Genomic DNA, 23987 nt, shown 5'->3' with positions numbered 1-23987 from the left:
CTTACCCAGCTGAGGTTTTTTATTTTAGATACAGCATACCGATTGTACTCCATCATACCGTACATACAACGATCTCGATATCCATCTCCGCAAACGTATTCTGAATAATGACGCTGACCTTCTCCCACTTCAATCTGTCCAACCCGCAACCGATTCGGGGCATAGCCAGCTCAGTAATTCCCTGCTCTATACAGACGTCCCGCATTGATTCAACCGCCTGGGTTAATGATGAATACGTAGGTTTATATGAAAATTTGGCTTTGGTCACCAGGTTCAGCGTCCTTCCAACCGGATAACATCGCCCAATGTCCAGCGGCTCCAGCTTCGCTTGCTCCTGAAGAGTCTGTAGATCAAACCGCTCTTTGAATTGCACCGCGATTCCTTTACCCATTCTCGCATCGGCTGATATGCAATGTGCCAGCGCATAGTGATCCTCTAGTTCAAACAAATCCTGTTGTCGTTCATGAAATTGCATGTTGGTTCACCCTTTCTATGACATGACGTCCGCGCTTCCCGACTTCCCCTGCTCACCCCAACGTTAGTAAACGCTTGAAGGTTTCCAACGTTCGCTGTCCTGCACTCCGGTCATATACGGCAAATACGATGTAATCGAAGTAGTCCCTGTATCCTTCTTCATCCAAGACCTCGGCAAAATACGAAGCGACCTGTTCCGGCTCATTCCGAAACACACCACAGCCAAAGGCTCCAAGTACGATGGTTCTATGGCCTTGTACAGTAGCGACCTCCAGTACATATCGAATGCGTTGCTTCATGACCGACTTGATCTCAGCATATGTTGCTTCCTTCCGCTCTTTGACCACACCTGCATTTACCGCTGGAGCGGTGATAAAGGCGGTTGTGTAATATTGATCCAGCAATCGGTCATAGTCGTCACGGATCACGGGAACACCTGGAGAATAGATCATATGGTCTGAGTAGAGGCAAGTCCGCTGCTTGCGATTATACTCATACATCTCTGTCATCTGTGCAATACATGGATACAGCCCCGTTGCCCGTGCCAAGCTTTCCTCCTGAGCCTGACTTCCACCAAGGAAACCACCGCCCGGATTTTTGGCCGATGCAAAATTTAAACAAACAACATCCGTTCTACCTTCCTCCAGGGTCAGACGCGCTGCTGCTGCAAGCGTCGTTTCACTGGTTACTTCTATCGGTGCCAGGTTTCCTCCGGACTCCATAGACCGGGATTCTTGCTGGTTCCCTGCCGAGCTTGCTTGCTCATCTATGCGTCCCCGTCCCCCTTTGCGTAGCTTCTCCCCTAGTTCAGAAAGCTCCGAGGGCCGATAGAGAACTGAATTCTGAATGGCTTGCTCCATGTCTTTCTTGATATGAACAGCACGATCATAACCGTTTACATACAAGCCTTCTTCCAGAATCTCCAACGTCTGATGCGCTATACGCGAGCGTCCGGAACGCGAGTTAATACCTGTGCCCTCTGCTGCTACGGTAGAATGACGAGACCCCGTAGTCTTATGAATTGAATGATTGATTTTGTTGTGTTTGTTTTGTTTATCGAAGTTACTCATTTCGATCCCTTCCTATCTCTTCTCTCAAACGAGTAAGAATCTCGCCTAGCCAGTTCGTTCCTCGCCATGTTTTTCGGTTACGAATACGCGGATCTTCCTCCGCCAACCACACCCCAGATTCGGTCATCCGGACTTGCTTCTACGAGTGTTGTGCCCCGGGTGGCAAGCAAAGCCGCCAGCAAATCCTCGTTCTGTTTAAATTTTGCCTGATTGCCTTCATAGACAATGCGCTGGCACTCGCTTTCCCATGTCGTCTGGTTGAAACCCGTGACCTGGCGGCCCAGCTTTTTTTGCACAGAAGCCGAACGGCTGTTCATGATTTTATCCGCAATCTGTTGATCGCCAAAGAGCAGCGCTTTCTGATGCATCATATATTGCTCTGCACTTGTATACTGAACCCCGTTCACCGTAAAGTCAGCCTTAAACCACTGAGAGAACGGCGATTCTGTCCGCCAGAAAAACGTAAATTTTTCCATCCATATCACCTCTTACTTCTATCTGTCCAACTATTGCTTACTTTCTTCGGATTGAATCATTTCTGCTCATTACTGAATCCGATTACTAAATTCAACTACCATTCTTCTCTCTCCGGATTTAATCGGTACAACCGGGATGGCCGATGCCCGGCACTACTTGCATATTCACCCGTCTCGATGACCCAATCCGTCATTTTGCGCCGAAATGCAGCTGCCAGCAGTTTTTTGCCGCTAATAATTTCATATACCTTCTGCAACGCCGTTAACGTAAATTTCTCAGGCATCAGATTAAACGCAATATCCGTATATTCAATCTTGGAACGCAGCCGCTCTAACGCATAATGTATAATCTGGGCGTGGTCAAACGCGATCCCTTGAACATGCACTATACTCAATTTACTGTTCCGCACGCGCCCCTCTACCTGCTCTTTGGTTTCTATGACGGCGGACAACTGTTCTGTTTCATTGCTCAAAATAAGTTGCAATCTGCGCTCTGTCACCCGTCCGCGTTCATGAATATGACGTTTCTCTTCGATGAGCTTCTGCTCTACCCGGAACCAGCTTGCATCGCTGGCATCATCACCCGCCTGAAGCTCCAGCTCACTGCTGTCCACCAAAGCCATGTAAGAGCAACTAATGACCCTTGTACGCGGATCGCGCCCTACATCTCCCCATGTATACAGCTGCTCCAAATAGATATCGTCCAGTCCTGTTTCCGTCTGTAATTCCCGCCGGGCAGCATCCTCCAGTGATTCATCCATGGAGACGAATCCTCCTGGCAGCGCCCACTGCCCGAGGTACGGATGACCGCCCCTGCGAATCAGCAGCAAGCCAAGCTCCGGTTCCGCCAGCTTACGGTAATTTTCCTGTTCTCCGCTTCGGATCGTAAATACAAGCATATCCACAGTAACCGAGGGACGTTCGTAATCTCCGGCATCATAGGTTTTTAGGAACTCCTCTTCGCTAATGTTAACCGGGTCAAGCGCTTTGTCTCCATGAGACATGATTCATGCACCTCATTCTGTTATTAACATTTTGTTATTAACAAATAGTTAATAACAATGTAGCACAACTGTAACCAGCAGGTCAAATCTTCCTTAAATCCAAAAAAACCGTTGCCCTTGCTCTTTACAGAGCTAAGACAACGGCTATAAACACTGTTTTAGAATTCCATAAGATAGATATCGCAATATAGTTCTCAGAGGCCCACCAAAACGTTCTTAAAATACGCTATCTGGAACGTAGTATATTTTCTGCCCATTTGGTTTGTTTCCCGGATCGGTCACAATCAGAAAATAAACGTTCCCGTTCTTCGTTTGCACACCCTCGATTTCATGTTTTCCGACATTCGTTATTTTTACAAGAGACTGATACGCGCCTGAACTTGAGATTTTAGCAATCTGAGGCGTATCTCCTTCTGCCCCACCGGATGTAAATATTTGAGTCTTACCCAGCAAGTCTACCCCTTGGAAAGAACCATTTGGCCGAATAATTCCGCTGCCAGACTGCGTAAAGCTGGAGACTGCTGCTTTAATTGCCGCTGGGCTGTCCATGCGAACCTGCTTGTTCTGATCAAGCAGCCTGTTTAAAGCAGCCGTATTATATACAGACCACACTACCTTATCCGTTTTGGATTGTCCGCCTTCCCTTGTCTGAATCCGGAACACGGTATAATTACTGTTGCCACCGCCATCCACTCGGTATGTCGTTCCCTGTTTTGTTCCCTTTTTATTTGCGTAGTTCATATAAGTAAACCGATGAAGATCGGTATAATCTACGGTTTTACCAGCCGAGTATTGAAGTCTCGCTACCTGAAGTGACCACACATTGGTAGGCGCTACATCCGCTTTGGAACTAAAATAAAAATAGTTCGATCCGTTATACGTATACATATCGAGCGTCTGGCAATGCCCGCTGTTGGTAATCGTCATATGATCCACGTATTCGGCATTATTACCTTTGATCAGTAGTCTGGACAGTTGACATGTCGTATTCACGCGCTGTGTAACGTATACGTACTTGTCTGCTATATAAGCCTTCTGCACAACTTTGTTAAACTTGAGTCCTTTAAGATTATAAGCCAACTTGGCTGAAGCATTTACGGTCTTTCCCGGAGAAGCTGCAAGAGCCGGGACAACGGACATCATAAATAACATTACTGCCAGAAAAGCAGAGATCATTGTTTTCCACTTCATTGTTACAGGGTTCCAAGAATGTTTTTTTATCACACAAGTGCCTCCTTTATGACTTGAATCCAAAGTACATTCGTTAAACTAGCCTGCCTCTGAGAATAAAGCGTATCTAATAGATAATACCATATTTTCCAAATTACAAAACATCGATTGCGAAACATGATATGTACCTGCCGCATTATCCATGAACCTGATGTCCATAAAATTTAATATTTCTTTTTAGTACATCTGTGTTATATTGTTTTTAATTCATATGTATCAAAAAAGGAGGACTGCATGAAACGTATTGCCTTACTCGATATCCTTCGGGGTTTTGCGATTATTGGGACCTTGGGAACCAACATCTGGATTTTTGCTTACCTTGGCGATCTGAATCTGGTATTCGGTAACGCGCTTGAACCGTGGTGGAGTTCAGGAGATCGTCTGGTGCAGACGATCATGCTCATCTTAGTGAATGGAAAATTTCTAGGCATGCTCACTTTGCTATTTGGAGCCGGCATGGAGTTGAAACGTCAAAAAGCAGCTCGTGAAGGCTATGCCTGGCCCGGTGTCTATATCTGGTCATGTGCACTTCTGCTGCTGGACGGACTCTTGCATTATATTTTAGTAATAGAGTATGACGTGTTAATGAGTTATGCCGTTACTGGCATGATTGTTTCCCTCATTATTCATCGCTCCAAACGCTTTATGCTAACGATGATGGTGATTGCAGGAAGCATACATGTGATCGCCGTTACAGGCATTACAGTCTTGCTGGCATTCGAATCCGGTTCATCCTTTAACGGGATGGATACCATTACTCATCTGTACGCTTCCGGAACGTGGTGGGAACAAGTGACGTTCCGGCTCAACAATTTTGGTTTTTTCCGTGCAGAATCGATAGCTATCATCCCACTGAATGTTTTTCTTTTTCTGCTAGGGGCACTGCTCCTGCGAACAGGTGTATTTTCTAACGACGAGTCTGGACGCCGTAAGCGCCGTAAACTGATGATGATCGGACTTGCGGCAGGTATTCCTCTGAATCTGCTTCTGCTCGTTCCCGGTGGAGTTATGGATATTTGGGTACGATATATCAGCGCGCCAGTACTTACGCTTGGTTATCTCGGAATCATTGCTTATGGGTTGGAAAAAGGGCTATTCCCCTCGCTGTTCCAGCGTTTCGGTGAAATTGGAAAAATGGCGCTAAGTTGTTACATTGTACAAAACATCATCGCTTCTGCGCTCTTCTATGGATGGGGAATTGGCCTCGGCGGACACCCGTCTTCACTGTTTATTTTGCTGATATGGCTTGGCATCTGTCTGCTCTTAATGCTTTTCTCTCACCTCTGGCTGCGCAAATATCCACTAGGTCCAGTCGAATGGTTATGGCGCAGATTGTCGCTCTCCCCTTCTCCCAGACCCGGAAGTACGTCTCAAGACACATCTGTATAAATGCGTTTCGCGCAAATAAGGGCATTCCGGAACTCCATCGATGATTGATCGTAATCAATGACCGATGGAGTTCATAGGATAGCCCTTGTTTATTCCATATTACTAAAAGACCCAGCACGCCTTCTCCCCCTTTTGCGCTGGTCTGGCCTATAAAGACCAAGCATTATTCGCCCGACTCTACGGGCAAACATAACGTGAAAGTGGAACCTGCACCCATTTCACTGTGAACGGTAATATTACCGTTATGATCCTGAGCAATTTTTTGACAAAGTGCTAGCCCCAGTCCCGTTCCCTCTTCTTTTGTCGTAAAGAACGGGTTGAAAATCGCGGTTAACGAACGCTCAGGAATCCCGCTCCCCGTATCCGCTATGGAGATCAACACGTTATCCCCTTCCTGTATCATATCGATATGTACCTCTCCGGGGTCTGACATCGCTTCAAAAGCATTACGGATCAGGTTGATTAGAACTTGTACAATTTTATCCCGATCCATGTTCACGCAAACCGACTCGTCCCGCACATGAAGGGTAATCCGGTGTCCTCTGGAAGCCGCATCCGATTCGGTCAGAGACATCACCCGTTCCAGACAAAGCGACAGCTTCTCCGGTTTCATATGATGGACTTGAGGTTTGGAAAATTGTAAAAATTCCCCCGTTAAATCAGTGACTCTTGTGACCTCACTCATAATAACTTCATACCACGGTGCGATATTAAAGGATTGCCCACGAGACAGTTGCAAAAATCCTCGGATTGCAGTGAGTGGATTACGGATCTCATGTGCCATCCCTGCAGCAAGCTCGCCTACAGCCCGCAGTCTTTCGGAACGGAACACTTCCTCTTCATTTTTAATCCACTGACTGCGCTGTTGCTCGATCAGTTGATCTTCCGCACTGGTCATGAATTGCTGCAAGGTCTGTGATGACCTCGGATAACGCGATAGGCTATAACTCGCTTGCAATCCCTGTAGCTGATTTAACAACAAGGAAGATATCCGTTCTTCGATATAGGGTATTTGCGGCAACACAATGGCAAATCGGTCACCCGCATACCTCGATATGCCATAAGATTCGGGGAACTGATTCGTGATCTTTTGTCCGATGCCCTTAATGACTGCACACCAGGGATCGTCTAATTCTTTTTTGTATCCACTAAAATTATTAACATTCAAAAGAATCAAGAGGAATGATCGTTCTTCCTCCAACGTCTTATGAAGCACCTGCATGTATCCTTCGTAATTCAACAATCCCGTAAGCGGATCATGAAGGGTAAGAAACCGATTTTTTTCCCGAAGCTTCCGTTGTTCAGACTCACTGTTCATTAAAGTATGATATAGCCAAATAACCAGTACCGCGGTCAGCAAATCAAATAAAGACACGAGCAAGCTGTATGGTTCTATCGGGACATATGACAACCTGATGATCGTATACTGGAGCATAAGCAGCAGTGAAATGGGTAAGGTCTGTACCATCCTCTGCTTGTTCTGAATCATTGAAATGATGAGCATATAATAGAGCAGATTACACCAGTTTAATTGACTGAAATAATGAAATGCACCAAGGATGAGCCATTGGGTCCATGTTAAAAATGGATAACGCCTTTCCGCCCATATGCTGATCATTAGCAGAATCCCTGTGACGATCATCAAGGTTGGATGCGATGCTTGTCCCAGTACAGTAGAGGATACAATGACAAGCAGACAACCTATTGGGAAAATTACCATCTTCATTGTGTAACTTAGCAAATAGCCTCGCCCCCTTAGACAAAAGTCACACTAACAAACATATACACAAATATTATATCGATTATGATTAGCCGATGTTGTCGATTATTGGAAGCTGTTAAAATTCGCAAGGATGTATAATTTTCAAAAACAATAGGACATATGAATGAATTGAAATGTTAGAATGTGTACATGAATATTGTTACACGTATTTCGCAACGCAAAATTTATCATAAAGTATTCAAAGCCAGCTCTCGTGGAATGAGGGCTGGCTTCTTTGTTGTTTTTCCATATTAGATCAATCGTTCTGGAAGATTAAGAAGATATCCTGTTATTTCTTAGCCATGTATTTGCGAATATCAAACGCTACAGCCGCAACAATAATCAATCCTTTAATAATCAATTGCCAGTAAGGACTTACCCCGATGAAGGTGAGGCCGTAGTTAATGACGCCAAAGATCAGCACGCCTGCCATCACACCGGGTACAGTTCCGATTCCGCCAGCCGTAGACACCCCGCCAACGACACATGCAGCAATGGCATCCAGTTCGTACATGTTACCGTAGTTGTTCGTCGCTCCACCGGTACGAGCCGCTTCCAGTACACCGCCGAGTCCATAGAGAGCTCCTGCAATTGCATACAGCGCAATCAGGTTTCGTGCGACATGAATACCGGATACGTGAGCGGCCTGAATGTTTCCGCCGATGGCATACATGTTTTTACCCAGACGGGTTTTGTTGAAAACAACCCAGCAGATCAGTGCTACTCCAATGGCGATGAGCACGATGTAGGGAATCGAATAACCTCCACCCAGATCAATATAACCTGATCCTATGGTCGTGAAATCCGGTCTAAGCCCTCCGATGGGTTGCGATTGGTTGGGTTCTGTATCGAAGTAGATCGAGTTCAGACCATAAACAGCGACCATCGTACCCAGTGTGGCAATAAAAGGGGGTACATGCAACTTGGCAACGATGAGGCCATTCACCAGACCAACGAGCAACCCTGCTATGATACCGATTACAATCGGCAAACCCACCCATAATTGCGGCAGATCCGGGAAAAAGCGATTGGCATAGGTATCAATCTGTAACATGGATGCTGATACCACCGCTGTCAGACCAACGACGCGTCCGGCAGACAGATCGACGCCTCCCGTCACCAGAATGAAAGCCGCGCCAAGTGCGATAATCGCGCGAGTAGAGGATTGTTGCAAAATATCTCTCAGCGTGGAAAATGCGAGAAAGTTCGGATCGGCAATGGCGATACCGATAACAAGCAGGATCAGCACGATAAAAATCGCACGCTGAGCCACGTATTGCTTCACTTGATGAACAAGGGTTGTATTCATGTGTGTTCCTCCTGACCAGCCATCCGCTGCTGCGCGGCCAGCCTCATAATATGCTGCTCCGTCGCCTCGGCTCCGTCCACAATGCCGGTGAGGCGTCCTTCGCTCATGACCATAATGCGATCTGACATTCCTAGCAATTCAGGCATCTCGGAGCTGATCATGATAATGCTTTTGCCTTGCCGGGCCAGTTCCGTAATGATCGTATAGATTTCGAACTTGGCCCCGACATCAATTCCGCGTGTGGGTTCATCCAGCAACAGAATCTCAGGGTCAGTCAAGAGCCAGCGAGCCAGCAGTACTTTTTGCTGATTGCCTCCAGACAGGTTTCGAATCAGCGTGTTAACCGAAGGCGTTTTGGTTCTGAACTTTTGCGTCTGTTCCTGCGCCTCTTCGCGTCCCTTCTTCTCATCCAGTAAACCCAGACGATTCCGGTAACGGCCAAGGCTTGCGATAATCGTATTCTCATAGACGGATAACACGGGGAATATCCCGGTCACTCGCCGTTCCTCGGTCAATAGTGCTATGTTATGACGTTTGGCTGCAGCGGGCGAGTTAATCTTCACTTTGCGCCCATGAATAGAAATCGTACCTGAAGCGAGTCCTCTTAAGCCAAACAAGGATTCCATCAGTTCCGTCCGCTGCGCGCCAACAAGCCCACCGATGCCAAGTACTTCGCCTTTGCGCAAATGAAACGAAACGTCCCGGAACGAATTCGGCTGATTCGACGTCAGCCCCTCTGCTTGAAGAATGACTTCACCGGGGACATTAAGCCTCTCCGGGAATCGTTCACTTAAATCCCGACCAACCATACGTGTAATGATCAGGTCTGTCGTCAGGTCCGCAGCGTCCCAGGTGCCTACAACAAAGCCATCACGCATAATGGTTACTTCATCCGAAATCGTTAAAATTTCCTCCATCTTGTGCGAGATATAGATGATGGACACGCCGCGGCTTCGCAGCTTATTGATGATCGTAAACAATTGCTCCACTTCTTTACCTGTAAGGGATGAGGTCGGTTCATCCATTACAATCACTTTGGAGTGAAACGATACCGCCTTGGCAATCTCCATTGACTGAATTTTAGACACAGACAACGTTCCAGCGAGTGCCTTCGGATCAATGTCCAAGTTCAAATCCCGGAACAGTGCCAGCGTATCGGCATACATCCGTTTCTCATCCACCAGCAGACCCTTCATCGGGAATCGTCCCAGCCATATGTTTTCCGTCACCGGACGGTGCGGAACCGGATTCAGTTCCTGATGAATCATGGATATACCCTGCTGTAACGCAGCCTTCGAATTCGGGATTTCTACATCCTTGCCTTCGATGCGCACTGTGCCTGCATCGGGACGATACATTCCAAACAAACATTTCATCAAGGTTGACTTTCCCGCCCCGTTCTCGCCCATCAACGCATGAACGGTTCCCGGCTTGACCTTCAGTGTAACTTCGCTGAGTGCCTGCACGCCGGGGAAAGCTTTGGAAATCCCGTTCATCTCCAGCAGATAAGGTGACTGCATCTTCTATCTTCCCCTTTCATCTGACCGGCAAAAAAAGGACGCTGCCTGGGTGACATACGTCCCTCTCTGCTGCTATTATTGGGCGTCGGCAATGTTGTCTTTCGTAATTTTTTTGTAAGCAATCCAGACATACTTCCCGTCTGTAATATCAAATTTGGTGTTTTCTTTGGTTGGTGTCTCGCCTTTGGCCAGAACAGTAGCCAGAGCAACCGTTGCCGCTCCCTGATTTTTGGCATCATTCAGCACGGTGCCTAACATGGTACCATCCTGCAGCGCCTGAATCGCCGGAGCTGTAGCATCCACGCCTACCACAGGCATGGTTTTGCCATCCTTGAAGTAACCCGCTGCTTTCAATGCTTCAATCGCACCCAGTGCCATGTCATCATTGTTCGCCAGTACCGCTTCAATTTTGTCGCCATGCGAAGCAAGGAAGGCCTGCATTTTCTCTTGGCCTTTTACCCGATCCCACATCGCCGTATCTTCAGCCAGCGCTTCGACTTCAATGCCGGCATCCTGAATGGCCTGAACGGAATATTTCGTGCGTAGCTCGGCATCCTGATGACCCGGTTCACCTTTCAGCATGACATATTGCAGCTTGCCATCGCCGTTTTTGTCAGCTTCCGGGTGTGCTTTCCAGTAGTCCACGATCAACTGACCCGAGATTGTACCGGACTCTTCCGCTTTTGCCCCGACATAATACACTTTATCCCACTTATTCATGTCCTCTGCTACAGGCTCACGGTTCAGGAACACCACCGGAATGTTAGCCGCTTTCGCCTTGTCGATAATGACACCTGCTGCGGTCCGGTCTACCGGATTCACCGCCATGGCATTGTATTTCTTGGATACAAACAGATCGACCTTTTCATTCTGTGTCGGTTGCGCATTCTGACTGTCTACAATATCAAGGGTAGCTACCCCCTCCGCTGCCGCAGTCATCGCGTTCCTTACTCCCGTCATAAACGTATCGTCAAACTTATAGATGGCAACGCCAATTTTCGGATTTTCCGTTTGCGTTCCAGCTTCTGCTTTCGTACCGCTGTCTGTTCCCGCATTTCCGTTTCCGCCAGAGCTATCTCCCCCGTTGCTGCATCCTGCCGCCACCGCCATGCACACCGTAAGCAACAATGTCATCCACGTTTTCTTTTTCATTCTTCATGACCTCCCCCAAGTTCATTCGGCTTTACCGATGTCTTTATTATGAAAGGGTTTACATTGTTTTCGAATACAATATCTTCATCTGTTCTATCGAAATCCTCATCAGTTCATTGCACAAACGGAAATAACAGCTTCTGGTTATCCATCCAGAACATATTGTCTGTGCTAACGACCTTGGTCTCCAGGATGACCCTTGTCTGAACATGCTCCCGCTTCAGTTTGGCAAGTGCCTGATTAAGCCCCAGGTAGCCAGCACTGTACCCATTCTGCACAATCAATCGTTGAAAAACGCCTTCCTGCAACTGCTCTAACTGTTGTTGTTCGCTGCCGAACCCAACAATGCTGATCTGCCTTCCATCCTTGCGGCGATGCAGTTCATCTGCCGCGCCGAGCGATGCCGACTCTTGCAGGGCAATGATTCCGGCCAGCTCATGCTGATCCAGCAACTGCTTGACTGTTTGCCAGCACGCATCCCTGTTGTTGCATACGGATTTGGGGATGATGTTGATACCCGAGTATTGCTGCAACGCTTCCACGATCCCTTGTTCCCGTAGAACCAGACCTGCACTTAGCGGGTCCGGGCCTACTAAAGCAATATGGCCATGGCCTTCCAGTAATTCGGCCATGGCCTGCCCGGCCTGACGTCCTGCCTCGAGATTATCCATGGAGATGACACTGGTGATGCCTTTGACGGGAAACTCATCGTTGAGCACAATAACAGGTACGATACTTCCATCCGTTCTCGCCGTCTCTGCCTCCCGAATGATATCAGCCAGGGTATCTTCACTTAACGGATCAACCAGTACCGCGGCTGCCCCTTGTTTCAATGCGAGTACGGCTGCCTGAACCTGTGCCTGTTCACGCTCACTGCGGGTAAAATCCCGATCTGCTGCGGCTGGTGTGCCCAAAGGTGGCGGACTTATCGCATAGTCCGCGTTGGGTGAGGTGTGTGAAGCGGAATCCACGGGATACGCTTCAACGGTAATGAGCTGTGCGCCGCGCTCTTTGGCGGCTGCCTCGGCTCCCAGGCGGATCGCTTCGGCGAGCTCCCCCGTGCCCGCAGGCGTAATCAGCGCTATGCGCTGCGGCGACGCCGGTTGATCCGCCCCTGCCATGCCGCAGGCGGCACAGATGAACAGACAGCAGGCTACCGCCGCTGCCTGGCACAAGGCTTTGAATAGCCAAAATCCCGGGGAACCGGGAAGAGTGGCCTGGCTTTTTTTTGCCAATACACGGCGTGTGCTTTTGCTCTGGTTATTGATCTTGTTGCTGGTTTCACCAGTGGTTTTGCTACTGATTGGGCTATCGTCCATCATTCATCCCGTCCTCCTTCTCTTCCTCCTGAACAGGAATCCGAATCCATACCGTTGTACCTTCCTCCAGCTCACTTGCAAATTCCAGGCCGTATCTCTCGCCATAATAGTGCCGGATGCGATCATGCACATTGCGTACAGCGACACCGGAGCCCGCCCCGCTCTTCACCACCGGACGGCCGCTGAGCAATCCCTCCATCTGTTCCTCCGACATGCCTACACCGTTATCTGTAATTCGAAATACCAGAATCTGCTCTTCTCGCTGCACATGCACCTCGATACGCCCCTCGTCCATGTGATACTCGATACCGTGCACGATGGCATTTTCGATGAGCGGCTGTAGTATCAGCTTCAGTGTCAGGCAGTCCAGTACCTGCTCATCCGCATGAATGGTGAAAGTAAACTTGTTTTTGAAACGCATCTGCTGAATGGTCAGATAATGACGGGCATGCTCCAATTCTTCACGGACGGTAATGATCGTTTTCCCCTGGCTGAGACTGATGCGAAATAACCGGGAAAGCGACGTAATCATCGTGATCACTTCGTCATTACGGCTCATGCCAACCATGCGTACAACCGAATTCAGCGTGTTATACAGAAAATGCGGATTAATCTGGGCTTGTAAGGCCTCCAGCTCCAGACGGCGTTTCTGCTCCTGTTCATGAATGATCTCATCCATGAGGTTACGGATTTTGTTCACCATCAGGTTGAACCTGCGCGCCAGGCGCTCGACCTCAAGTGGTCCCGTTATAGGCAGTTCCACGTTGAAATCCCCTCGTTCCACCGCCTTCATCTTCCGTTCCATAAGCCGGATTGGACGTGTCAGACTCGAAGAGAGAAACAGGGATACCACAATGACAAGCACCAGCACAACAACCAGCACACGAATGAGGTATCCGTTCACTTCCTGACGTGTCGTCATGATTTCATCCAGATACGCCACACCGACAATTTTCCAACCGATATTTGCCACCGATTTGACGGTATTCAGCCTTTTTTGCCCATCGGCCTCATCTTCGTAACTCCCCGTAGCTACCAATGCCTGCTCAATATTTTCTTTTTTCAGTCCCATATACATGAGTTGCTGCTGCGGATGATACACAATATTGCCTGCGCTCTCATCAATGATATAGACGTACCCCCGCTGTCCCAGGCTAACCCGACTGCTCAGTTCGTCCATTTGCTTGAAATTAATATCGACCAGCAGGATCACTTGCTTTTCCTGACCTTGCTGTTTGATGGTAATACCCTTGCTCATGGAAACGACCCATTGATAGGGTCCAGCATACATATTTTGAATATGAGGCAAGGAGAAACTTAGATGATTAGGTACACGCAGGGCTGATTGAAACCATCCTTGCTGCGTGACATGAGCACTGCGCTTCAGTTCAGCAGCCGGTCTGTTCTTGAGCAACTGTCCGTCCGCGTCGAGCAGTGTAATGGAGATGATGTCTTCCCGGCTACTGAGCAAGGTATCCAGCTGTTTGTCCACCTGCTCTCCTTCCCATGTACCGTCCCGTAGCATATGTTCCTCAATCGCACGGTACAGATGGGACATGCTGCGCACGTAATCCTCCAGGTTATAACTGACCTGATCCACAATCTGTCTGGTCGACAGTTCTGCACTGCGCTCCGCAGCCTGAGTGAATTTGTCATGCAACAATATCGCCATAATGGTGAGTACCAGTACAATGAAGATGGAGAAAGACCATGTAATAATAGAACGAATACTGCTGACCTTGGAGGAACGTACAACCAAGCGGAGCTTCATCACAATAGACTTGATTCGTGCGGTTAACGTGTTCCAACTCATTGAAGGGAACCTTCCGGGGTCGTAGTTGCCTGTTTCCGATACTCTTTGGGCGAGACGCCAATATGCTTTTTAAAACAAAAGCTGAAATAATTCGGCTCGGCAAAGCCTACCTTCTCGGCTATCTCAAACGACTTCAGCTCCGTGGAGCGAAGCAGTTCCCTTGCTTCATCCATTCGAATCTGCATCAGATATTGCAGGAAGGTAAGCTGTACTTCTTTTTTGAAAATACTGCAAAAATAACCGGAACTGATATGTAGATGCGCGCATACCTTCTGAATGGACAGATCCGGATCGGCATAATGTTTCTTCGTAAACGTGAGCGCCTGCTCCACAATATCTTTATACACATGCTGGCGCCCGCTGGAGATTCGCTGTTGTACAAGCAGACAGACTTCACTCACCTTATGTTGTGCCTCGGACAGACCCGGAAGTCGGAACAGATCCGTATACAGCTGGAATCCGGCACCGAATATATCCTCCATCTCTTCACCCGAAGCCTGTGCGGCCTTCCAAACGGTAGTTAATACCTCGATCAAATACAACTGAATATCACTGCGCCCATGCTCCACCGTAATTTCCCGGAAAATGATCTGTAGCCCTTGCTCCAGCTCTGCCTGAGTTCCCGCTTTCAAGCAGCGGGTTAACGTCTGTTGTTTCAATTCATCAAAACGCAGCTTGCCAGCCGCCTGACGCTCCACGTCGGCAATGTAGATCAGGGAATCCGTTCCTGGCACAAGTCGGTAATCCAGCGCCAGCAAAGCATCCTCGTAAGCATGCTTCACATCGGGAAGGGTGCCCACAAGCCGACTCGACCCAATCGTTACAGGTACACGTAAATAGTGACGGATGCTTCGCATTACATTTTCCAGTGCATGCTGTTGCAGGTTTTCCGCATTCCCTGCTACTCCGTCCAGCGGTTCCACGTAGAGTAATACAACCGTCTCTTGGTGCATAAAGGCATAGCCTGCCTTGTGATCTGCCCATACTTCTGACGCAATATTCAGCGCTGCAAACAGCTTCAATTCCGGATCTTCGGTCGGATGCAATGTTAGGATCGATACGCCATAACGTTTACCTCCCAGTTCCAGTCCGCACTGGCTTGCCCGGCTTAATATATATGCTGATGATTTTTGGCGATGTAACAACGTTGCAATCAAATCCGCCTGCAATAAAGGCAAGCTGGTGCGATAGTGTTCTCGTAGCTGCTGCACGTCCTCACGTTCCGCAATCTCCGACTCCATCTGAGCACGCAATCTGGTGAGCAGTTCGGTAAGATGTCCTGCCGAGAAGGGCTTCAGCAAATATTCATCTACACTAAGCGATACCGCCTGCCGAGCGTAATCAAATTCATCATATCCCGTTAAAATAACGACCTTCACCAGCGGATTCCGCTCCCTTAATCTTCGTGCCAGCTCCAATCCATCCATAAACGGCATGCTGATGTCGGTAATCACGATGTCGGGTTCTATCCTCTCTGCCATCTCCAGAGCCTCACGGCCATTCTCGGCCAGACCCACAATGCGTAGATCCAGTGCCTCCCAATCCACCTCGACAACCAATCCTTCACGAACATCTTCCTCATCGTCCACGAGCAGCACCCGGTACATGATATGATTCCTCCCTTTTTCTCTAACAAACGAATATGCACGGTCTTTAACCGATATCATAAAGCGCAAGGTTTCCAACATAATATACAATAAAATTTTATTTATGTAATCGCTTTCTTTTTAATGGGGAAATACGATCTATTGATGAAGCATTTTATCCGGTCTGGCAAGGGATTGTGCTTCCTTGGGCAATTTTTTTTTAGAAAATACATTCAAAAATTGACTTATATTGGTACGCATGTTATGATGATATAGGTCGATACATTAGTGGACAGAACGTCACGGTTTAACTACCGAATGAGCATTCATATCAGAATGAAATATTGCTCATACCAATGGTCGTACAAAACTTATTATTTTTGGAGGAATCACATGCAAACAGGTACAGTAAAATGGTTCAACGCAGACAAAGGATTTGGCTTCATCGAAACTGAAGAAGGAACAGACGTATTCGTTCACTTCAGCGCCATTCAAGGTGATGGTTACAAAACGTTGGACGAAGGTCAACGTGTAGAGTTCGAAGTAACTCAAGGTAACCGTGGTCCACAAGCGGAGAACGTTACTAAACTGTAATTGATACGAGGGCTGCCTCCGGCAGCTCTTTATTTATGCCCAATGACGCTTACTATGTTGTTTTATCTACATCAACCACTATATAAGTTTGGACTTTTTGTTTATACAACTTATATCCATTACAGAAAAGAGGTTTTTATTCCAACAGATCATTATAAATCCAGTGAACACGTTGTATTTTCCACGGTTGACGACATCATTAACTTCTACTCACCTCAGCAAACGAGCACTGAACGTACTGAAGCTCACTCACGTCCTGCGCGTGCGGCTGATCCATCCAAACACAAGGATCACACGGATTACAAGGCCGAACGTTAACCACGAAAAGAAAGCAACCAACCTATCCGACAAAAGCAGAAGGCCCTAAACCGCTTGAACGGTACAGGGCCTATTTCAAATTCGATTTGTAATCCTACATCTGTATGCTTATTTTACATAACCGTTTCGAATGGCAAAGACCACTGCCTGCGTCCGATCCTCTACCTGAATCTTCTGCAGAATGCGATGCACATGCGTCTTTACGGTGCTTTCGCCAATGAACAACTTTCGGGCAATCTCTTCATTCCTTAGCCCGTAAGCCATTTGTTGCAACACTTCAAGTTCACGTCCCGTGAAGGCATCTGCGAGTGGTTCGAGCTCTCTCGTTTCCTGTCCGAAGGTTGGATTCTCAGCTTCTCTTGCCTTTTTTTCGTCCTGGGCTGATGTTTCGGGCGATCGTACCGCAATGCCGATCACCTTCGCAGCAACAGCGGTTCTGTAGATCGCTTCACCGCGATAAGCCGCCCTGACCGCATCAATCAGTTCTTCCGGCGCGGCGTCCTTCAGCAGATAACCTACTGCCCCGGCACGTATTCCCTGATATACGTAATCTTCTTGATCAAACGTCGTTAAAATGACAACCTTGCATTCGGGCTGCAAATCCATTAAAACCTGTGTGGCTTCCAGTCCGTCACCGTCCTCCATCTGCACATCCATAAACACGACGTGGGGGTTTAACTCTGCCGCGAGCCTCACCGCCTCATGTCCGCTCCCTGCCTCACCAACCACTTCCATATCTTGCTGGGCATTAATTATAAAACGTATCCCATGCCTGACCAGATGCTGGTCATCCACCAGAAGCACACGAATGATTGGTTGCTCTGTCATGACTCACCACCTCCTGTTGCCGATTTTATGCCGCCATGTGGAATGCAGACAGTCAGCTTCATCCCGTGCGGATGGATCGCTTCGATAGTCAGTGATCCTCCAGCCCTTTCACACCTTGCTTTCATACTGGATAAACCAAAACCCGGTACAAGCGATTGTTCCTGGATGAATACGCCGTTATCCTCTACCTGCATGAACAGATCCTCTTCCTGTTCCTTGATATGTACGCTTACTTGGGTAGCCTGGGCATGACGAATAATGTTGGATAAGGCCTCCTGTAGAATCCGGTACAGTAGTTCGGACGTTTCCTCCGTCCACGCTTCCTTTGGCCCAGCATAGCGCAGTTCAATGGAACAACCCGTTAGCTTCTGTACTTCATTGACCAGACTGTTCAGCGCAACTAATCCAAGCCCTGCTTCACTACTCCCCATCTGGTGAGCCACCGTCCGCACTTCCTGCAAGCTTTGCCGCACCACGTCCAGCACGGTGCCAATGGTTTTATCCGCTTCAGTCGCGTCTACCTTCATCATATATGGAATGGCTTGAAGCTGTACAATGGCCGATGTCAGACGATTCCCGATACTATCGTGCAAATCCATCGATATTCGTCCCCGCTCTTCAAGCACCGCATAGTGCATTAAACGAACGGTTGCCCGTTCCAATTCTTCATGCGTATGATGAAGCTCGTCATGCGCCTGGCTCAATTCGGCATGTACAGCCTGTAATTCGGCATAATGACGTTCACTCTCTCGCCTGCTCTCCCGCTTGATCCGTGCTCCCCAGCAAAAAATGTACGTGACAATATAAGCCATCGTATATAACCAAATCAGATGTAACTCCACTCCAGCGGCATATAATAATAGCCCGTTACCCACGAGAATGATTAGACCCAGCCACCAGGAACGCAATACGGGCAGATTCAACGCGGCATATCCGATGAGATAAAAGGTAAGTTCAAAAATGCGGTACTCTGCATGGAACCATGCTGCATAGAGTAGCGTAGCCACCCAGGTTAAACCAATCATGATCGTACGAATCCGATCTTTTTTTAACCAGTTCGGTGTCCAGACCAGTACAAAGTATGGTAAACGGATAACAAGACCTGCACACAAACCGAGCCAGGTGAATGGTTCCATTGGACTGACCAGATTATACAGCAGCAACAGACTGAGAATCATATCCCCTGTATGATCAGCCATAAATTTTCGTATGTTATCCAGCGTGACAAGTTGATTCCGCATAAGTATTCCTTTCGCATCACCTTGAATCCACCAAGCCTGATCGGGTGACTTCTCGTGAGGATTCCAGTGTAATTTTGACTATACGTTGAACTAACTATACCTTGGTAGCTTGCATGTGACGAACCCGATAATAAATGATAAACCGACGTGCGGCAATACTTCCAAGCGGTATGAATAACAATGCACTGCTCAGAGCAACCACGCTGTGATGGACATCCATTGTACTGATGTAATGCTTAACCAGCATAATGATGATAAGTACAATAGCTGTGCCCATGGAACCTTTAGACATCACTTTGCCAGTCACCGTATCCACCCGCAACCGTTCCATCCAGGCACGCCACAAGCCTATCCCGCAGCCAATGACCAGAAACATAATATAAAAGAGCAACGTCAATCCTGTAAGAGGCACTTGGGAAATATTGAAAAAAATTGCGACCGCAACAATCACAGGCAGCATCCACATGCGATCAAGCTTAACCTCTTTTTCCCTCATCGATAACAATACAATAATCAAACCTGTAATCACCATATTCAACATCTAACATTCCTCGCTTTCTTTCATTTATCGTCTCTTCTTACCGCTCCGTCTAGAAACAGTATAACCCGCCCAAAGTAAATAAAAGTCCACCCGCAGGTGGACTTGATGCAAATTCACTTCAATCTGTAGGTGGATCGTGTTTGAAAGGCCAAGAAGTTCAGGGTGCATGTTAGATCTTGAAAGGTTTCAGGGATGCTTGCAGTTCTGCCGAAACGTCAGACAGCATCGATGCGGACTCTTTGATCTGCTCCACAGATTTGAGTTGCTCTTGTGCAGACCCGGCGGCATGCTGAGAATTGGCGCTGGCCGTCTGTGCATGACGTGCGATCTCGTTCACGGATGCCACAATCTGCTCCACACCTGCCGACATCTCTTCACTGGTCGCCGCCATATCTTCGATCTCTGTTGCAATGCGCAGGTTCGTATCCCGAATCTGGGTAAAGCTTTGCTCGGTTTCTTTGGTAAGTCGCAAACCTTCACTTACTTCTTGCTTCACTTTGGCCATCGCTGCCAAGGAATGCAGCATGTCCTGTTCCATCGCTCCGACAAGCGCTTCAATCTGGCTCGACGATTGCCCGGCCTGCTCAGCCAGCTTCCGCACTTCGGTAGATACAACGGCAAAACCTCTGCCTTGCTCTCCCGCTCTTGCCGCCTCGATGGAAGCATTAAGCGCGAGCAGATTCGTCTGGCCTGCAATGTCATGAATAGCAGATACCATCTGACCGATCTGGGCAGACTTCTCCTCCAGCATACGAATCACTTCATCCGTTGCACGGACGGAAACTTCAATAGCAGCCATCTGTTGCACCGTTAGCTGTACCGCTTGTCCCCCAGTATCCGCTTGATCCCGTGAGTACACTGCGGCATCTGCAATGCTGGAAGCTCTATCTGCTATGCGCTGTACGCCGATAGCCACCTCTTCCATCGCTTGCAGATTCTCTTCCGTACTTACTGTCTGACTTTCGGCCCCTCGCGCAACCTGTTCGACAGAGACAGCAATCCGTTCTGACACACTTGTGGTCCGTTCCGCAATCTGTAGCAGCAATCCCGTGGAATGACCTGCTTTGTCTGCTGCGTCCAGCCCGCCTTGAATAATGCCCTGCAAGCTGCTTCTCATTTCATTGTAACCTGCACCTAGCATACCAATCTCATCTCTAACATGATCGACCACTGGTTGAGTGAAGTCTCCCGTTCCCGCACGTTTAATGGCAAGGGATACCCGATTAATTCTGGCTCTCACCCTGCGAACGTACCAAACGATCAACACAATGGCAATCAACATTGCAAGACCCACAACGATGAGAAAGGTTCGAAGAAACGAAGAGATAATCACATCAATTAATGATTGGGAAGCACCCACATAGAAAATACCGATGATCTCTCCAGATGCATTTTTGATGGGTTCATACGCGGTTTGAGTCTTCTGTCCGACAACAACGGCTTCCCCGAAATACTTTTCCCCCTTCTGCAAAACGGTCTGTGCCACCTGTTCGGACACCTTCGTGCCAATGGCGCGTTTCCCGTCAACCATTACATTCGTAGCGATTCGTTCATCTCCGCGAAAAATGGTCACGGTATCCCCTGATGCGTTGCCGATTTCATCCACGAGATCAAAATTTTCTTCCAGCAATGCATCGCCTTTGTACAACTGCCCATCTTTAATGGCCCAGTCTCCAGGGTATTTATATGACAAGATGTGATTCGCCATCTCGAGGTCCCGTTTTGCCTTTTCGGTAGCGAAGGTCTTAATGCCATCTCTCATCTCCATCACGACGCTGACCGCTACAGCCGAGGAGAACAACACAAAAATGCCGATCACGATCAAACTGATTTTAGTACCAATGCTCATGCTACGCATGTGTGAGCCACCCTTTTCACGATTAAATTGTCTTGATCTCCGGCAGACTCAGTTCTGCCTGGAGAATTCACATATAGACTTATCGGTGGTGATATACACATTTTTAATAATTAAACTGTGACTTTTATCACATTTTTTCTAAAATATTAGCTAGTCGTTTACGCATTTTCCGTAATTGTGTCAAAAGATGTATGGGGCTGGGAGATTAGCAGTAATAATTACATGCCATATGTCCTGAAAGTGCAGATAACTCTTCGTTATGGAAAGTAAACCAAATAAAGCCGTACCCCCTCCGCTTATCAGGAGGAAGATACGACTTGGCGGGAATTTTACAATCGCTCGCTCACTTGCTTGCTCTTGTTGATCCGGTTCACCCACCCGGGTTTTCTATTCTGATGTCAGACTCACCAATGCATCGGCTGCGTTCCAATCCACCTTCAATCCCAACCCTTCCGAGATGAAGCGCAATGGAACCAGCGTACGATTGTTTTGAATAATGCTCGATGTATCCATCTGGAGTGCCTTACCATTCACTGTTACTGTGTTGCTGCCGATCTGGAGAACAAACGTCTGGTCATTCAGAACGGCTGTTACGGTTTTGGTTGCTGGATTCCACTTCACTTCCGCACCAAGAGCTTCAAGGAGAGCATTGACGGGAACCATCACACGACCATCTTGTACCAAGGGATTCTGATCGGGGAAAGTCATGTTCTTACCGTCCAGTAAAACAGTAATGGTTTGATTGGTAGTCCCGGCACCGCCGTTTGAGCTTGCCTCATCGTCAGATGTGTCAGGCAATGGAGTCACTTCACGGCCCAGCTGCTCCTGCAGATTGGCAAGGCGGTTAAGGGCAAAGGTTGTTAACGAACCTGCTGTCATGAGTCCCATATTCATCCCGAAGCCGCCAAAGTTACCTCCCGGACGAGTTGGCATATTATCGTTGCTGGCATCCGCACCAGATGTATTGTCTCCTGCAGTTGTCCCCGATTGAGCGGGAGGAGTCATCCCATTCGGCGGAGTGAAGCCTTCGAAGCCCTCTGGAGGCATCATGCCTTCCATACCTTCCGGCGGAGTCATGCCCTCGAATCCTTCAGGGGGTGTTCCCATACTACCTGCTGCATCTGTAGTTGCGGAATAAACAATGTTGGATTCGAATTGCTCCGTTGTGTAAAACTTGGTCGGGTCTGCTTCAATATACGGACGAATCTCATCTGCCAGACTTGTAATGCGATCCTGGATCCCTTCCAGATAGTCGGTCAACTCGTTGACGTAGGCAAGATACTTCGCTTTGTATTCCGGCACCGCAAGCAAATTATTAATCATCGGCACCTGATCCATGCGAATGCCCAGTACAGGCTTGTCTACCGATACATTCGTTGCGTTCGTATTCACTGCTGTGGTAGACGCTCCGGCCTGATTACGGCCACCGCCACCGAAACCTAAACCGTTAAAGGACATGTTGAAATCCCAAGGTACAACGGTGAATTTGCCGTCGGCATCGCTGTACAGCATGTAGTTGTGCCCTTTCTCTCCGTTGTAACTGTCGTAATTGCCCAGTACAACGTTACCAGCAATATATTGAAGAGCGGAATCAACATCCAGCACGCTTTCGATGTCTCCTTTTTCACCTGCGGGCATGTCGTTTAAGGTTTTGATAAAGTTTTTGAGCTTGGCCTTATCCTTGTCCGTTCCCAAATCCTTGGTGAGAGTGCTGTAATCGCTGCCATCTTTGTATTGAAGATAACTTTTTTCTTCTGTGTCATAGAGGACGCCCTCTTTATAGCTTTCACCGTAATTGCGCTCCAGGTAACTGTCATCTACCGCTTCCACACCTGTGTAGAAACCGGCCAGTTCCCCGTTGATATACAGATTGACGTAATTCGTCATAGGCACATCCATGCCAATGCTGCGCAGCGCTTCATAATGGAGCACCTCGCGCATATAAGAGGGATCGCTAAAATTGTTGTTCAGTACCATCTTGTCCAGACCAAGCAGTGTTTGTGTTTTATCATACTTGTCGAATTTCAGTCTGAAGCTGTAGCGGTCTGAATCCTTCATCGAAGAAACCGACATCAGAGTCAGGTTTCCTTTGGTGGAGAAACCGACATTGTCGAGCTTGTTGCCATCCACTTCAACACTGACATTCTTGTAATCCTTATCCATTGGGCTCTCTAGCATGCTTTTCCAATCGGCTTCGTCGATCGTAATTTTCACGTCAATCACGTTATCCGTTTGAAAGAGCGACTCATAAGCCTTTGTGACCCCTGTACTTTTCGCTGCTGTAGATGCCTCTGCGGCCCATGCCGCATTCGGATTCACAATCAGTCCATAAGAAGAGCCTACCAACGCTACGGACAGTGCCGTAATTGAAACTTTTCGTAATAAATGCTTCAAACGATAATTCCTCCTTTTGGTTTTCTAGGGCGTGTCTGAAAACGCTGAAGGAAGCCAATTTTGCTGCATTTTCGCTCCAAGCCAGGGAGTTTTCCGCAGGCATGCCGGG

18 protein-coding genes and 1 pseudogene are annotated in these 23987 nt (G+C 48.0%); 2 read left to right on the top strand and 17 right to left on the bottom strand.

Going from position 1 to position 23987, the window contains the following annotated elements; translation table 11 throughout:
* Positions 1 to 52: 52 nt before the first annotated feature.
* The 5 genes and pseudogenes from Q9R46_RS00940 to Q9R46_RS00920 form a co-directional block, all read right to left on the bottom strand.
* A complete protein-coding gene (locus Q9R46_RS00940; RefSeq protein ID WP_311278607.1) occupies positions 53 to 475 on the bottom strand; it encodes a macro domain-containing protein in 423 nt (140 codons plus the stop codon).
* A 52-nt stretch (positions 476 to 527) separates the two neighbouring features.
* The gene (locus Q9R46_RS00935) at positions 528 to 1544 is read right to left on the bottom strand and encodes a TIGR02452 family protein (RefSeq protein ID WP_311278606.1); all 1017 of its coding nucleotides are present in this window, start codon (positions 1542 to 1544) and stop codon (positions 528 to 530) included.
* Positions 1537 to 2020 (bottom strand): annotated as a pseudogene (locus tag Q9R46_RS00930) (NADAR family protein). The gene Q9R46_RS00935 and the pseudogene Q9R46_RS00930 overlap by 8 nt, the downstream one beginning before the upstream one ends.
* 95 nt (positions 2021 to 2115) lie before the next feature.
* Positions 2116 to 3024 (bottom strand): NUDIX hydrolase, encoded by a 909-nt coding sequence (locus tag Q9R46_RS00925; RefSeq protein WP_311278605.1) that lies wholly within the window; start codon positions 3022 to 3024, stop codon positions 2116 to 2118.
* A gap of 216 nt (positions 3025 to 3240) precedes the next feature.
* Positions 3241 to 4215, bottom strand: coding sequence for a helveticin J family class III bacteriocin (locus Q9R46_RS00920; RefSeq protein WP_311280914.1), 975 nt, complete (start codon positions 4213 to 4215; stop codon positions 3241 to 3243).
* Positions 4216 to 4488: 273 nt separating this feature from the next.
* On the opposite strand from Q9R46_RS00920, the gene Q9R46_RS00915 reads away from it, so the two are divergent.
* A complete protein-coding gene (locus tag Q9R46_RS00915; protein WP_311278604.1) occupies positions 4489 to 5643 on the top strand; it encodes a DUF418 domain-containing protein in 1155 nt (384 codons plus the stop codon).
* Between the two features lie 163 nt (positions 5644 to 5806).
* On the opposite strand, the gene Q9R46_RS00910 is transcribed toward Q9R46_RS00915, so the two are convergent.
* The 7 genes from Q9R46_RS00910 to Q9R46_RS00880 form a co-directional block, all read right to left on the bottom strand.
* Positions 5807 to 7384, bottom strand: a complete 1578-nt coding sequence (locus Q9R46_RS00910; RefSeq protein WP_311278603.1) for a sensor histidine kinase — start codon at positions 7382 to 7384, stop codon at positions 5807 to 5809.
* 310 nt (positions 7385 to 7694) lie between these two features.
* A complete protein-coding gene (gene mglC, locus Q9R46_RS00905) occupies positions 7695 to 8714 on the bottom strand; it encodes a galactose/methyl galactoside ABC transporter permease MglC (protein ID WP_154890711.1) in 1020 nt (339 codons plus the stop codon).
* Positions 8711 to 10234 carry a sugar ABC transporter ATP-binding protein gene (locus tag Q9R46_RS00900; RefSeq protein ID WP_311278602.1) on the bottom strand — a complete coding sequence of 508 codons (1524 nt, stop codon included), beginning with the start codon at positions 10232 to 10234 and terminating at the stop codon, positions 8711 to 8713. The genes mglC and Q9R46_RS00900 overlap by 4 nt, the downstream gene beginning before the upstream one ends.
* Positions 10235 to 10309: 75 nt before the next feature.
* Positions 10310 to 11386, bottom strand: a complete 1077-nt coding sequence (locus Q9R46_RS00895) for a galactose ABC transporter substrate-binding protein (protein ID WP_311278601.1) — start codon at positions 11384 to 11386, stop codon at positions 10310 to 10312.
* A gap of 113 nt (positions 11387 to 11499) precedes the next feature.
* Positions 11500 to 12708, bottom strand: a complete 1209-nt coding sequence (locus Q9R46_RS00890; protein WP_311278600.1) for a substrate-binding domain-containing protein — start codon at positions 12706 to 12708, stop codon at positions 11500 to 11502.
* A complete protein-coding gene (locus Q9R46_RS00885; RefSeq protein WP_397386313.1) occupies positions 12695 to 14518 on the bottom strand; it encodes a cache domain-containing sensor histidine kinase in 1824 nt (607 codons plus the stop codon). The genes Q9R46_RS00890 and Q9R46_RS00885 overlap by 14 nt, the downstream gene beginning before the upstream one ends.
* A complete protein-coding gene (locus Q9R46_RS00880; RefSeq protein WP_311278599.1) occupies positions 14515 to 16125 on the bottom strand; it encodes a response regulator in 1611 nt (536 codons plus the stop codon). Before Q9R46_RS00880 ends, Q9R46_RS00885 begins: the two co-directional genes overlap by 4 nt.
* 372 nt (positions 16126 to 16497) lie before the next feature.
* Between Q9R46_RS00880 and Q9R46_RS00875 the strand changes: the two genes are divergently transcribed.
* The gene (locus Q9R46_RS00875) at positions 16498 to 16698 is read left to right on the top strand and encodes a cold-shock protein (RefSeq protein WP_090917732.1); all 201 of its coding nucleotides are present in this window, start codon (positions 16498 to 16500) and stop codon (positions 16696 to 16698) included.
* A gap of 426 nt (positions 16699 to 17124) precedes the next feature.
* On the opposite strand, the gene Q9R46_RS00870 is transcribed toward Q9R46_RS00875, so the two are convergent.
* The 5 genes from Q9R46_RS00870 to Q9R46_RS00850 form a co-directional block, all read right to left on the bottom strand.
* On the bottom strand, positions 17125 to 17844 hold the full coding sequence (locus Q9R46_RS00870) for a response regulator (protein WP_311278598.1): 720 nt from the start codon (positions 17842 to 17844) through the stop codon (positions 17125 to 17127).
* Positions 17841 to 19085: a sensor histidine kinase gene (locus Q9R46_RS00865; RefSeq protein WP_311278597.1), complete on the bottom strand. Its 1245-nt coding sequence runs from the start codon at positions 19083 to 19085 to the stop codon at positions 17841 to 17843. The genes Q9R46_RS00870 and Q9R46_RS00865 overlap by 4 nt, the downstream gene beginning before the upstream one ends.
* A 94-nt stretch (positions 19086 to 19179) precedes the next feature.
* Positions 19180 to 19626 (bottom strand): hypothetical protein, encoded by a 447-nt coding sequence (locus tag Q9R46_RS00860; protein WP_311278596.1) that lies wholly within the window; start codon positions 19624 to 19626, stop codon positions 19180 to 19182.
* Between the two features lie 169 nt (positions 19627 to 19795).
* On the bottom strand, positions 19796 to 21484 hold the full coding sequence (locus Q9R46_RS00855; protein ID WP_311278595.1) for a methyl-accepting chemotaxis protein: 1689 nt from the start codon (positions 21482 to 21484) through the stop codon (positions 19796 to 19798).
* 387 nt (positions 21485 to 21871) lie between these two features.
* Positions 21872 to 23878 carry a CotH kinase family protein gene (locus tag Q9R46_RS00850; RefSeq protein WP_311278594.1) on the bottom strand — a complete coding sequence of 669 codons (2007 nt, stop codon included), beginning with the start codon at positions 23876 to 23878 and terminating at the stop codon, positions 21872 to 21874.
* Positions 23879 to 23987: the final 109 nt, after the last annotated feature.

Source organism: Paenibacillus sp. RRE4 (assembly GCF_031844205.1).
Classification (GTDB): Bacteria; Bacillota; Bacilli; order Paenibacillales; family Paenibacillaceae; genus Paenibacillus; species Paenibacillus xylanexedens_B.
The sequence above is the reverse complement of the archived record's forward strand: the minus strand, read 5'-3'. Positions and strand labels throughout refer to the sequence as shown.